This is a genomic window from Alkaliphilus crotonatoxidans, from assembly GCF_054658015.1.
The window spans coordinates 483,951-496,138 of record NZ_BAAHXS010000006.1 but is presented as its reverse complement, the minus strand read 5'-3'; the positions used below and the strand labels follow the sequence as shown (position 1 = coordinate 496,138).

15 protein-coding genes are annotated in these 12,188 nt (G+C 41.6%); all 15 read right to left on the bottom strand.

What is annotated here, in order from left to right; genetic code table 11:
- Positions 1-15 precede the first annotated feature (15 nt).
- The 15 genes from ACYQ1I_RS14405 to ACYQ1I_RS14335 all read right to left on the bottom strand — a co-directional run bounded on the left by ACYQ1I_RS14405 (position 16) and on the right by ACYQ1I_RS14335 (position 12,126).
- On the bottom strand, positions 16-999 hold the full coding sequence (locus ACYQ1I_RS14405) for an NAD(+)/NADH kinase (RefSeq protein ID WP_459766516.1): 984 nt from the start codon (positions 997-999) through the stop codon (positions 16-18).
- Between the two features lie 41 nt (positions 1,000-1,040).
- Positions 1,041-2,012, bottom strand: coding sequence for an alpha-ketoacid dehydrogenase subunit beta (locus ACYQ1I_RS14400; RefSeq protein WP_459766514.1), 972 nt, complete (start codon positions 2,010-2,012; stop codon positions 1,041-1,043).
- A complete protein-coding gene (gene pdhA / locus ACYQ1I_RS14395; RefSeq protein ID WP_459766512.1) occupies positions 2,009-2,995 on the bottom strand; it encodes a pyruvate dehydrogenase (acetyl-transferring) E1 component subunit alpha in 987 nt (328 codons plus the stop codon). The genes ACYQ1I_RS14400 and pdhA overlap by 4 nt, the downstream gene beginning before the upstream one ends.
- Positions 2,985-3,368 (bottom strand): Lin0512 family protein, encoded by a 384-nt coding sequence (locus ACYQ1I_RS14390; protein ID WP_459766510.1) that lies wholly within the window; start codon positions 3,366-3,368, stop codon positions 2,985-2,987. Before ACYQ1I_RS14390 ends, pdhA begins: the two co-directional genes overlap by 11 nt.
- A gap of 242 nt (positions 3,369-3,610) precedes the next feature.
- On the bottom strand, positions 3,611-5,569 hold the full coding sequence (locus ACYQ1I_RS14385) for a sigma-54-dependent Fis family transcriptional regulator (RefSeq protein WP_459766508.1): 1,959 nt from the start codon (positions 5,567-5,569) through the stop codon (positions 3,611-3,613).
- A 201-nt stretch (positions 5,570-5,770) separates the two neighbouring features.
- Positions 5,771-6,055 carry a YciI family protein gene (locus ACYQ1I_RS14380; protein ID WP_459766507.1) on the bottom strand — a complete coding sequence of 95 codons (285 nt, stop codon included), beginning with the start codon at positions 6,053-6,055 and terminating at the stop codon, positions 5,771-5,773.
- 142 nt (positions 6,056-6,197) lie between these two features.
- The gene (locus ACYQ1I_RS14375; RefSeq protein ID WP_459766505.1) at positions 6,198-6,647 is read right to left on the bottom strand and encodes a MarR family winged helix-turn-helix transcriptional regulator; all 450 of its coding nucleotides are present in this window, start codon (positions 6,645-6,647) and stop codon (positions 6,198-6,200) included.
- Positions 6,628-7,668 carry a methyltransferase gene (locus ACYQ1I_RS14370; protein WP_459766503.1) on the bottom strand — a complete coding sequence of 347 codons (1,041 nt, stop codon included), beginning with the start codon at positions 7,666-7,668 and terminating at the stop codon, positions 6,628-6,630. The genes ACYQ1I_RS14375 and ACYQ1I_RS14370 overlap by 20 nt, the downstream gene beginning before the upstream one ends.
- 183 nt (positions 7,669-7,851) lie before the next feature.
- Positions 7,852-8,295 carry a GNAT family N-acetyltransferase gene (locus tag ACYQ1I_RS14365; RefSeq protein WP_459766501.1) on the bottom strand — a complete coding sequence of 148 codons (444 nt, stop codon included), beginning with the start codon at positions 8,293-8,295 and terminating at the stop codon, positions 7,852-7,854.
- 42 nt (positions 8,296-8,337) lie between these two features.
- A complete protein-coding gene (locus ACYQ1I_RS14360) occupies positions 8,338-8,943 on the bottom strand; it encodes a hypothetical protein (protein WP_459766499.1) in 606 nt (201 codons plus the stop codon).
- Positions 8,944-9,084: 141 nt separating this feature from the next.
- Positions 9,085-9,561: a Cys-tRNA(Pro) deacylase gene (gene ybaK, locus ACYQ1I_RS14355; RefSeq protein WP_459766497.1), complete on the bottom strand. Its 477-nt coding sequence runs from the start codon at positions 9,559-9,561 to the stop codon at positions 9,085-9,087.
- 135 nt (positions 9,562-9,696) lie between these two features.
- Positions 9,697-10,164, bottom strand: a complete 468-nt coding sequence (locus ACYQ1I_RS14350) for a pyridoxamine 5'-phosphate oxidase family protein (RefSeq protein WP_459766495.1) — start codon at positions 10,162-10,164, stop codon at positions 9,697-9,699.
- Positions 10,165-10,422: 258 nt separating this feature from the next.
- On the bottom strand, positions 10,423-10,941 hold the full coding sequence (locus tag ACYQ1I_RS14345; protein ID WP_459766493.1) for a GNAT family N-acetyltransferase: 519 nt from the start codon (positions 10,939-10,941) through the stop codon (positions 10,423-10,425).
- A gap of 47 nt (positions 10,942-10,988) precedes the next feature.
- Positions 10,989-11,459 carry a GNAT family N-acetyltransferase gene (locus ACYQ1I_RS14340; RefSeq protein ID WP_459766491.1) on the bottom strand — a complete coding sequence of 157 codons (471 nt, stop codon included), beginning with the start codon at positions 11,457-11,459 and terminating at the stop codon, positions 10,989-10,991.
- Between the two features lie 127 nt (positions 11,460-11,586).
- Positions 11,587-12,126: a CDP-alcohol phosphatidyltransferase family protein gene (locus ACYQ1I_RS14335; RefSeq protein WP_459766489.1), complete on the bottom strand. Its 540-nt coding sequence runs from the start codon at positions 12,124-12,126 to the stop codon at positions 11,587-11,589.
- Positions 12,127-12,188: the final 62 nt, after the last annotated feature.

Below are 12,188 nucleotides of genomic sequence, written 5' to 3'. Positions count from 1 at the left end.
TCCTGTTCTTTTCTGCTATCCATGGAAAAAACCCTGTTCCTGGGCTGCCTCAAGGGCTTCCTTCACCTTTACCCGCAAGGGCCCCCTTCTGGTGATCTTGAAGGTAATGCGTTCCCCTGCCGCTATTTCAACCTCCCGCTCACCATCCAGAGCAATCATACCGGGATTGGGGGCTACACAGTTATATTCTCGGTTCAACTGCCAGATTTGGGGCTCCTGCATTTGAATTTTTTCCATCAATCCTGCTCCAATAGGGGCAATGAATGACTGACCTGTTTTCCCCAGGTCGACAGATATTCCAAAATCATCGCTTTCCCTCACCACCTGTCGGCAGCCTAATAGGGCAGAAAATCCAATACTGGCAGGATGACAGCGGGTAGCGATAACCTTTAAAATTTCTTCAGTGTGCCAGATGGCCCTGGCTCCTTGATATAGATTGGATGAAATAACGGCATCGACCAGGGCAATATCTACTAATTCTCCTGATTTATATACCTCTATCCGCTTATCGGGAGTTTTTTTGGTTGGAGCATAGCCCCGGGCAACAGCCGCCGCTGCCATACCCGCCACAGTACCCTCCAGCATTTCGGGGTAAACGTTGTTGGTTCCTGTAGAAAGGGGTAAAATAGGTACCCCTTTAACGGTCTTTGCAACGGCTCGGCTGGTGCCGTCGCCTCCCAAAATCACCAGACATTTGACTCCCAGCTCCTCCATTAGTGCTGCGGCATGGCTGCTGTCGCTTTGATTACCCTTGACATTCATTGGAAGGATTTTAGCTTCGATATGAATTTGGCCCGCCAGCTTCAAGTCCTCTATGGCCCGCAGACCAATTTGATAGGTATCCGGCATGATCAGAATTTCCTTAACCCCACAGGCCTGGGCAGCCAAAATAATTCGCTTTACAATATTAACCTTCTCTTGATTATCCACAACAGTGGCATAGGTAACCAGTCTTCTTATATCCTTACCCGAGGCAGGATTGGCAATAATGCCGATCAAAGCTTCTCCTCCTTTGGTCAGCCCCATTGGGGCCTGTTTATTTATAGCAGTTCCTTCACTGCCTTCAAGATATCAGCTTGATTGGGAATGACATAATCCTCAAGGACCGGTGAAAAGGGTATTGGTGAATTGAGGGCCCCTACCCTGACCACGGGAGCGTCTAGCTCATCAAAAATCTCCTCTGATATAATGGCCGATAGCGTACCGCCGAAGCCTCCCTTTTTATGCTCCTCGGTGGCAATGACTACCCGATGGGTTTTTTTAATAGATTCAAAAATAGTCTTTCTATCTAAGGGAAACAGGGTTCTGGGGTCAATGACTTCAATACTGATTCCTTCAGCTTCTGAGGCTTCAGCCGCTGCCAGGGCTTCGTGAACCATTTTTCCAGTGGCCACTATGGTCAGATCCTTACCTTCCCTTTTGATGTCGGCCACCCCCAAAGGAATCGGCTTTATTGTATCAGCCACTTCGCCTGCCATGGCATACAGCGCCTTATGCTCTACATACATCACCGGATTATCATCCTCTATAGCGCTAAGCATTAATCCCAGGGCATCCTGAGGGGTAGAAGGATAAACCACCTTTAGGCCTGGTATATTGGTGAGCCAGCCCTCCAGAGATTGGGAATGCTGGGCTGCTGCCTGGACTCCTGCCCCGCCGGGAAGCCTGACCACCATGGGAACATTAATTTTCCCGCCAAACATATAGCGCATCTTGGCAGCCTGGTTCACCAATTGATCCATTCCCACCGTAAGAAAATCTATGAACATCAGCTCTGGGATGGGCCTTAGACCCGTGGCGGCGGCCCCTACTGCACAGCCGATAATAACCCCTTCTGAAATGGGGGTATCCCGTACTCGTTCTTCTCCAAAGGCTTCATATAGACCTGCTGTCACACCAAAGCATCCCCCAAAGGCTCCTACGTCTTCTCCCAGGATCACTACATTGGGGTCCTGCTCCATTTTGATTCTCATTCCTTCTCGAATGGCCTCTGCGTAGGTCATGGTTTTCATCTTACCCTTACCTCCTCTACAATATCTGAATATATATCCTCTACTGCTGATTCCAGCTCAGGATAGGGGCTATTGTTGGCAAAATCAATGGCTTCCTTAATTTCACTGGCAACGCCCTCTTGAAGGGCTGCCAGCTCTTCCTTTGTGACAATTTTCTTTTCCAGCATATAGCTTTCCATCCTTGGAATGGGGTCCTTCTCCATCCATTCTTTTTGCTCCTCCGTTGGCTTGTAGGCAGCGGCATCTCCTTCAAAATGGCCTCGGTGTCGATAGGTTTTACATTCCAGCAGAGTGGGTCCCTGACCGCTTCGAGCCCGTTTTACCGCCTCCTGAGCCGCTTCATATACCGCAAAGATATCGTTTCCATCAACTGTGATTCCAGGGATGTTATAGGCTGCTCCCCGATCTGCCACGTCCTTAATGGCCTGGTGCCGGCTTTGGCTCATAGAAATACCATACAGATTGTTTTCGCAGACAAAGACAATGGGCAGCTTCCATATGCTGGCCAGGTTTAAGGATTCATGAAAGGTTCCCTGATTGGTGGAGGCATCGCCAAAGAAGCAGACGCATACCTGTTGGGTACCTTTGTATTTTGCCGTCAGCCCTGCTCCGGTGGCGATATTATGGCCTGCTCCGACAATACCGTTGGCCCCTAAAATTCCCCTGGTGGCGTCGGCTATATGCATGGACCCGCCCTTGCCTTTGCAGTAGCCCGTTGCCTTTCCGTAAAGCTCTGCCATCATATATTTTAAATCGCCACCCTTAGCGATAATGTGCCCATGGCCCCGATGGGTACTGGTAATATAATCGTTCTCCTTCAGGTTGGCACAAACCCCTGTGGCAACTGCCTCCTCTCCTATATACAGATGCACAAAGCCCGGAATACTGCCTTCTGCAAAAAGGTTTTGTGCCTTGGTTTCAAATTCTCTGATCCGCTTCATGCTTTGATACATCTCAATGATCTTGCTCTTTTCAAGACTCACGTAAATCCCTCCCATAATTATTAATACCTACTTCAACAGAGGCCAAAGCCACCTCAATGCTGTCATTTCTGTCTCCAAAATCTGAAAGCATCAGACCCGATACCCTTAAGCCACCTTTTACTGCCTCAACCTTGACCTGACCAATGGGAAAACAGGCTTTAATTTTCTCCTCCTGAACTTCTTCTGGCCTTGTTACGGCCAGCGTAACCTTGATATCAACCTCTTTTTTCAGGTCCTTCAGCTGGAGCACCTCCTTCAGGCCGCTGAGGCAGCTTCTGGATATAGCGTCATAGACTGCCTTTTCTGCAGCCCGGGTTACATCCTGCCCATGAAAATCAGCTCCCATGCCAAATTCAATGATGAATCGCTTCACTCATTCACCTCCTTTTTCCTTCAGCTATTATTAAAGCAAGGTCTATGCCAAAAATAATTGCTGTCCTGAAGGAATCAATTTTACTTAATAATGATGTTGAAAAGCTTTTCATTAATGCGTCTACTAAATTAAAAAAATCCTGTCATTGCTGGAGGCCGGCTCCATTTTGACAGGATTTTTTTCTCACTATTGAGAATTTCCTTCTCAACCTTGAGAATCGTCTCAACCTTGAGAAAGGTATCTTAGCTTAGCTGATTTTTAAGACTGCTTAAAGAAATATTATATTTTTTAACCTTTCGATAGAGGGAGGCCCTGCTCATGTTAAGCTGACGGGCGGCTGACAGCATATCACCTCGGCACTCCCTGATGGCGGCTTCAATGTTGTGCTTCATAATGCCCTCTACAGAGATCAGCTCCATTTTTTCCTGAACCCGATGGCTAAGGGGTGTTCCATATAAGCTGAGGAAGCATTCTGCTGGAATTTCCTTTTCTTCACACAGATAATAGGCTCTTTCGATACAATTTTGCAGCTCCCGCAGGTTTCCCGGCCAGGAATGGCTGTAGAGTCGGTTAATAAAACCCTGGCTAAAGCGTTTTTGATCCTGGAGATGCTCCCGGTTTAAACGGTCTAAGAAGGCCTGGGCACAATATTCTATATCCTTTGTCCGCTTTCTGAGGGGCGGAATATTCAGCTTAAAAACATTTAATCTGAAGTATAAATCCTCCCGAAAGTTCTTATTTTTCACCTCTTCCAGAAGGTCTCGATTGGTGGCGGCAATAATGCGGATATCCAGCATCTTTTCATAGCTTCCTCCGATTCGCCTCACCTTCAGGTTTTCTACTACCCTGAGAAGCTTTGCCTGAAGCTCAAGGGGCAGCTCGCCTATTTCATCCAGAAAGAGGGTTCCACCGTCGGCCAGCTCAAATTTACCAGGGTTCCCCTCCTTCAGGGCCCCTGTAAAGGCCCCCTTTTCATAGCCAAAGAGCTCACTTTCAATCAAATCCCTTGGAAGGGAGGCACAGTTAACTGCCACAAAGGGTCCCTTGGCTCTGGGGCTTTCATTATGCAGGGCATGGGCAAAAAGCTCCTTTCCTGTTCCACTCTCTCCTTCAATCAATATGCAGCCTTTATGCCGAGCCATTCGCTTACCTAAATAGATCAGTTCCTTCATGGCTCCATCGGCTGTTATAATGCTTTTAAAGGTATAGGTGGCTACATTTCCGGTTAGTTTATTAGCAGCCCGGTGAAGATATTTACTTTCCTTGAAGCCTAGAGAAAAGCCTGTAATTTCGTTATCCATCATAATGGGCACCAAATTGGCACTGCATGAAATCCGTCGGCCATCATAATACAGGTTCAAATCTGTAAAATAGGTGGCTTCTCCTTTATTCAACAGCTCCTCCAGGCTTTCCTGATTTAACTCCCTAAACAAACTATAAAAGTTTATATTCTGAATATGTTGTTTTTTAATACCTAAAATTTTTAAAGCTCCATCATTTAATTTCTTCATATGAAGCTGCCGATCAAAAATGATAATTCCGTCGGAGGTGCTTTCAAAGGTGGCCTCCACCAGCTCATAGGAGTGCAGCAGAGCAAGCTGCTTTTCAATACTAAAGGCCGCTGCTACCACAATGCCCAGGGTATGGGAATAGGCCTCTTGATAGTGGCCTGACATGTTTAAACAGCCGATGATGGCTCCATCTACATCATGAATTGGTGCAGCGGAGCAGGTCCATAGATGATGGGAGGTACAATAATGCTCTGCCCCGACCACTTGTATGGGCTGGTCAATTGCCAGGGCTGTACCAATGGCGTTTGTACCCACCGCCTCTTCTGTCCAGAGGCTTCCAGGAATAAACCTAATATTGTCAGCCCGGTCCCGAACGATATTATCTCCGTAGGCCTCCAATATATGACCATTAGAATCTGTTAATACCAGGGAAAAGTGTGATTCGATCACAATACTTAATAGGTTTTTCATAATGGGTCTGGCAATTTCAAGTAATACCTTGTTTTTTTCCATTAGCTGGGTCAGCAAGCGGGAGTCACATTGCTTGCCTGTCCCATCAGCATAATTTACCCCCAGTTCCCGGCATCTTTTCCAGGATTCAGCGATAGGATAGGAAACAGTGGAGTCAATTTCTCCTCTTTCCACAAACCGTTGCCAGGCTTGAAGCCTCATCTCATCCTTTTCACCCATAACGCTCCTCCTTACTTATCAGTAGCTTATTGACTGAAATGAAAACGTTTGTGATATTTAATTCATTTTATTATTGTTTTCTGAATTCGTCAAGCCTTACTGACCTTCTGGGAATTATGAATAATCAAGGCTGAAAGCAGTTATCCTACATCATCATAATGTACTTTCCCCTGAATAAAGCCGGTGCTACGGGAATAAGGGTTAAAGAAGATAGCCGTTTTCCTTATTGGCCCATTCCATGGTTCTCAGTTCATAGGTTTTATAGCCTTCTTTAATAAATGGATCGCTTTGGGCAATGCTGTGGGCTTCCTCCAGGGAATCAGCCCTAAAGATAACTATACCTCCCGGAAAGTCGGAAAAGGGCCCGCATAGCATCAATCTTCCGGTTAATTCAAGGGTCTTCAAATGATCTACATGTTTTTCCACAATTTCAGCTTTTAATTTATTGTGATTGGTCATTAGCATGACATAAAGATATTTTCCCATTTTTAGAAGAGCCTCCTCTTTAATCTTTAGTAAAATATTTATAAAGGGTTTTTTCATATTATTCTTCAAAGTTCATATACCATATAGACCATAAGCCTACTTTCCTTTTATCCATGGAATCAACACTTCGTCATAATTTATATTAAAAATGGTTTTGTATAAGCTGATGGGCGTGGCCAAGGAATTCCTTCAGGACCGAAAGTTCCTTATTTGAAAGATCATCTAAAAAATCAAACATGGCCTGATCTTGGCTTTGATGATATTCATGATGCAATCGATAGGCCTCCTGCCCCTTTTCAGTCAGAAATAGTTTTAAACGTTTTTTATCGTGGGGATCCTCTTCTTTAGTTAGCATTCCCCTTTTCGCCAGTTTCCCAACGGTCTTTGCCACAACCGCTCTAGTAATATTAAAGCTGCGAGCCATTTCAGATATATAAATTCCTGGTTGATCTCCCACCAGCTTTAGCATGTGAATTTCCCCCCGGTAGAAGATCATTTCCTCGCCTAACTCCAGTACATTGGTTTTACCATTGGCAATTTTTTCTGTCAATTGAATGAAGCTGTTGATTACTTCATTGGCTTCCCTCTTCATGCTTTTCACCTCCAACAGGTTTATAATAGAAACACCCTTGAAGCCCTTTAAAGATACCAGTCAGCTCCTTCTCCCTTCTCTCTTTGAAGCCAGCCACCTCCAGGGCTTCTTCAATGGTCTTGTTGGTAAGGAGTAAATCAAGGCCTTCTAAATGACTTGATAGCCAGCCCAATATGGCTTGGGGCGGACTTTGATAATCCTCACTGACCCGATGGGAAACTACATACAAGTATCCGCCAGGGTTTAAGCCCTGGTATAGCTTTTTCATCAGCTGCTCTAAATGACCCTTAGCAAAATCAAATATTCCAGAGGCTATGATAAGATCATAACCCTGGCCAACCTCATCGGTAATGAAATCACCTTCTTTAATTTCAATTCGATCTGTAAGCCCTTTCTCTATCATCAGCCTACGGGGGAGCCGAGCTACGCTGGGATGCTCAAAAATCACACCGAAGCTTCCTGGATAGGCCAAGACCAATTCCATTGCCATAATTCCTGGCCCACCACCTAAATCTAGTATTTTTTTTGGCTTTTCTAAAAAAATCTCCTCTACGGCAAGCAGCAGGGCCTGTACTCGGCCAGTATACATTTCTGGTACCGTGACCCTGGCTCCTTCGTAAAAATCATAAACCTCAACCCCTTTATTGCTTTTGACAATTTCTTTTCTGGGCCCTTGTTTAACCAGCTCATCCAATGCTTCCAGGGACATCATCTTTTCTCGATATATAAGATATTCCCCTAAATATACCGGACTATCTTTGATGAGAAATTCATTACTGGCAGCTGTATTTTGAAAGGCGTTCCCTTGTTTTTCCAAAAATCCTGTGCTGGCCAGGGCATTTAGATACAAGCCTAGACTTCTTTCATGATAGCCGCTTTTTTCTGCCACCTGCTGAGGGGTAGCCCATTCGGTCAAATAGGAAAATATATTCAGCCTTAGGGCTGATAATAGCAGCTCTGCTACCCGTTTTTGATGAAGCAATTCATTGTATATACCGGGATTTTCTTTGGGGTCATACATTTCGATTCCTCCTTATCATATAATTATATTTGTATGCCTAGTATACAACCAAAGGAATTGTATGTCAAGCACACAATTCCTTTGGTTTTCATTTGATATAATAATAGCCCTTTTTACTGACGTTCCAAGGGTTAATCACCAATCTTTGGAACGCCCCTTTAAAAAAGGCTCTTCATAGTTTTATTACAATTTCTTTTTTAGATAGGTCATATCGACACATTGTATACCATTTTCAAAAATAGGCTCTGGATAATGGTCAACAAAAAAATTTTTGATTCGATGGGAATAAAGGAAGCCTTGTTTGGAATAAAAGCCTATCATGGCTTCTGAGGTACCTACCTGCATGAATGAATACGCTTTTTTATAAATATCAAAAAGGTAATTTAGCATTCCTGTTGCATAGCCTCGATACTGAAATGCTTCAGCAGTGGCGATATTTTTCAGCTCACACAGATCTGAAGAAAGGCTTAAGACCACTGCTACGCAAACAGGCTGTTCACCCGCAAACATTACATAGAGATCACCCTGCTGAAGATATCTGTCAATCATCCTTTCGTCGGGATCAGCCAGCAGAAGTAGTTCCATGTAGCCTTTTTTACCCGATGTCACCTTCTTAATAATCGTCAATAATCTTCCTCCTGCATTTACTTTTGTTAAGCCGGCTGGCTTCTATTCTTCCAAGACTTCAGGATATTTTGCTGAATAAAGTACCTCTTCTGTAGCTTCATCTTGAACAGTAATAGTGGTATTGTATTCTTCTCCGGTATATACCTGAAACATGCCTACAGATATTCCTACAATAAAGGGCGTTAAATCAAAGGTCCCTTCATAGGCTGCCTTTTCTACGATGATCTTGATCTCTTTAAAGTCTTCGGTATATTCTATATCTTTAATGTAGTTTGTTGTCTCTGAATTTTTTAAATCTGAAAGGGTATCCAGTAATTGCTGCTTCATCTCTTCCACTAATTCCATATGCTTTGCCTTGGTCATGGTCAGGGTCAGGGTACCATCTTCATTGATTTTGGCCCCTTCGACTCCTTCATGTTCGTTTATATAGGCTGCTTCGTCAAAATCATTTAAATCACCAATAAGATCAGTCGGCACGGTAATATCCACCATTTGTAAATCATCATCAACAGCAACGTTTTCAGATATCTTTTCCTCTTCTCCCGGCCCTTGCTTAACCTCCCGGTTGTCTGATTCCTTTCCACAGCCGGTTAATATTAGGCTGATTGTCATCATCAATACCAGGCACAATGAAATTATTCTCTTCATGTCAAAACTCCTTTGCTATTTTTAGTTAGGTATTTTACTGCTCTGTAATGATTCGCCAATTTTTCTAAAAATCCTATTTACAAAATTTTATTTTTGTTCGACTTTATTCGACCATCCCAGGCTTTTTTATTTTCTATTGCTTTAAAAGCTGATTTTCTCGATTCGGCCGTTGACGGCGCTGATTAAATTTTGCGGCTCAAGCTCAATTTGCTGTCCAATTTTACCGGCACTTACTATAATTGTATCTTGCTCTTTACAGGAGCTATCAATAATTGTTTGATAGCGCTTTTTCATGCCTACAGGAGAACAGCCGCCTCGAATGTAGCCCGTTATCTTTAAAATATCGCTTACCTTAATCATTTCAACTGACTTTTCTCCCACTGATTTGGCGGCAGCCTTCAAATTTAATTCCTGCGAAACAGGAATAACAAAAACATAATATTCCTTACTGGTGCCTTGAGTTACCAGGGTTTTATAGACCTGCTCCACTGGTTTATTGATTTTTTTTGCAACAGAAACACCATCTATTGTACCGTCATTATACTCATAATGGTGGGTTTCGTATTTTATGCCCAAGCTATCTAAAATTCTCATTGCGTTTGTTTTAGTTTGCGCCATTGTTGATCGCCTCTTTCTACCCCTATAATAAAATTGTAACCTGGCAGTCTAATTCCTTAGTAATGGAGAAAACTGCTTCTTGTTTTATTTCTATCATTACTATTAAAAATGCCTGGATTAGACACAGGCAAATGATCACTTTTTATTGATATTATATTTGCATGTTCTAAATTTCCCCTCTATCCAAAATGTAGCTTCCTTTGTTTGAAACCTAAGTACATAGCATTTAGGGTCCTCTATTCCATTTTTAAAGAACCTTCTATCACAATATCCTTCAAAGTCTCTTTTTTGGTTCGTGTCCGTAACAATCTCCACTTCTCCAATCAGGGTAACACTATCATTACCAAGATGAAAGCATACGCTGGCCTTGCTATTATTTTCAAAATGGGTTGCCTTGCCATTAATATGGGAGCGTTTTGATGTCATAAAGTAAATTTCTGAAAAGCCCTTGCTCATAATTTTTTGTATAGCGCAAACCCGAGGATAGCCCTTCTCATTGACTGAAGCCAAGGTGACAACATCACACTTTTCTAATAGCGCCGCTGCCTTTTCCTCAATATCCTTAATCCGTTCTTTTTGAATTTCATGAGCTGTTCTTTCCATTGCCTTCCGACCTTTCTATATTATTTTTGATTTATATATTTGAACAAAGTCTTCCTTTTGAAAGCCTCTATAAGCTCCAATAATCCCTCTGAACAGCCCTTTTAAATATTTTTTTAAAGATATCTTTCGATCGGAAAATATCTATTATTATACCATATTCATGTAAAAAGGGTAATTAAGCAAATTGTATTTGATAAGGCATTTTAGAAATAAAAGCATATAATATTTAAAGGTTGTACTCTATTACGTTGTACTCTATTACAAGGTAATCCAATATCTTTGTTTTACTATGCCATCATCCAAAACCTCATTTTCTAAAATACCACCATTATTAATAATTGTTTTTGCTGAAGCAAGGTTATCTTTATCGCATGTAATAAGCAATTTTTCTATTCCCAGTGCTTTAGCATAGGGCAATGCCATCTTCAGCATTTTGCCGGCATAACCCTTCTTTCTTTCAGAAGGTCTGATTCCATAGCCAATATGCCCACCTATCTTTAATAGATTTTCATTTAGTTCATGTCTAATTTGTATGGCACCATAAATTCTTTCTTGATTATCTACTAGAAAAAATAAGGTGGCAGGTACAAAGCCTGTTTCATAGGCCTTAGGGGTTGTCATTTCCCTCCAATAGTCTACCGTATCGGCAAAGGGTTTTCCCTGGCTCTTTGAACCATAAGGAACAATTTTTTCACTGGCATTTTCCCACTCTGAAATATAACCTCTATATGCAATTTCCATATGTATAGTCGGTTCAATTAATTTTAAACCATTCACCTATTATCCCTCCAAAAGATTTAATTGAATCTATTTTTCGATATGTTTTAAAGTCTTTTAGTCATACTTACCATGTTGGGAATATAGCCAAGTTTTTGGTTTAAGGCTATCATTTTATGATTATCATAATATGCCGTGGTTTGAATGGTAGTAATGCCTTCCTGCCGGCACCATTCTTCTAATAGATTATTCAAATGAGATGCTAGACCTTTACCTCGAAAGCTATCTGATATATATAATGATAAAATCATAACACTATTTTGGGGTTTTTCTTGTTTATATGCCCAAATAAAGCCTTGAATCTGACCCTGGTGGTCTTCGGCAATGGTAATAAATAGATCTTCATTTTTTGTATTTCTAATTTTTTGTACTGTTTCCTCTATATCTTTTGCTGAAGCTTCATTGTCTGCACTCAAAGTTCCAGGTAATTGATTATAATATTCTGCAATTTGATATAAAATTGGTTCCAGACCTTTGTTACTATTACCCGGTTTAGGACGAATTCTTCTATAATTCATAAGCAAGCCCTCCACATAATATTTTTAAAAAAGACATACCTTTCCTTTAAAACACTTTATTTATACTTAAGTTCTTTTGTTTTGGAAGCTGCTCTGGATACCCTACAGGAACCAAGAAGCACTTAGTTTATTTTTTCGCTTTAATAAATAATCCTGGCGTATCAATCACTAATTGCTTTGAGGTTAGCTGTATGATCAACTCTTCAACTGCCGATATACTGGCCATGATACAAACCGTAAATAATAGTTGTTTTACAGGTAAATATGGAAAAAGTAATGGAAATATAAAAATAGTCAGGCCAGTAATTTTATTCCCATAGGTGTGAAGGCTTGCAAAGGTCTTATATTTCTTCAGTGCTATTGAAATTGATGCTAGTCTTATGAAAGCAATTAAAACAATCCAAATTACAAGTTGTTTTGATGGATTAATGATAGGAAAGAAAACAAGCAATAATACAGCTGCCATAATTATATCCGCCAAGGAATCAAGCTTGGCCCCGAATGTACTGTTATTTTTTGTTCTTCTGGCAATAAAACCGTCTAAAATATCACTCATTCCACAAATGATATAAACGATCGTAAATAGGAGACTTAATGGTTTAAGGAAAAGCAAGCTACAGGAGAGAATTATTCTGCTAATTGTAATGGCATTTACGGTCCACTTCATTTCAACACCTCGATTAAAAATACCCTTTTTCCGCTACCTACCCACTGATTTTGATTGATTCT

What these genes read in the sequence shown, in the direction of transcription:
- ACYQ1I_RS14370 (WP_459766503.1), bottom strand. Translation starts at nt 7,668, where the DNA reads ATGTATGACCCCAAAGAAAATCCCGGTATATACAATGAATTGCTTCAT.
- ACYQ1I_RS14380 (WP_459766507.1), bottom strand. Translation starts at nt 6,055, where the DNA reads ATGGGAAAATATCTTTATGTCATGCTAATGACCAATCACAATAAATTA.
- ACYQ1I_RS14350 (WP_459766495.1), bottom strand. Translation starts at nt 10,164, where the DNA reads ATGGAAAGAACAGCTCATGAAATTCAAAAAGAACGGATTAAGGATATT.
- ybaK (WP_459766497.1), bottom strand. Translation starts at nt 9,561, where the DNA reads ATGGCGCAAACTAAAACAAACGCAATGAGAATTTTAGATAGCTTGGGC.
- ACYQ1I_RS14375 (WP_459766505.1), bottom strand. Translation starts at nt 6,647, where the DNA reads ATGAAGAGGGAAGCCAATGAAGTAATCAACAGCTTCATTCAATTGACA.
- ACYQ1I_RS14400 (WP_459766514.1), bottom strand. Translation starts at nt 2,012, where the DNA reads ATGAAAACCATGACCTACGCAGAGGCCATTCGAGAAGGAATGAGAATC.
- ACYQ1I_RS14385 (WP_459766508.1), bottom strand. Translation starts at nt 5,569, where the DNA reads ATGGGTGAAAAGGATGAGATGAGGCTTCAAGCCTGGCAACGGTTTGTG.
- ACYQ1I_RS14335 (WP_459766489.1), bottom strand. Translation starts at nt 12,126, where the DNA reads ATGAAGTGGACCGTAAATGCCATTACAATTAGCAGAATAATTCTCTCC.
- ACYQ1I_RS14340 (WP_459766491.1), bottom strand. Translation starts at nt 11,459, where the DNA reads ATGAATTATAGAAGAATTCGTCCTAAACCGGGTAATAGTAACAAAGGT.
- ACYQ1I_RS14360 (WP_459766499.1), bottom strand. Translation starts at nt 8,943, where the DNA reads ATGAAGAGAATAATTTCATTGTGCCTGGTATTGATGATGACAATCAGC.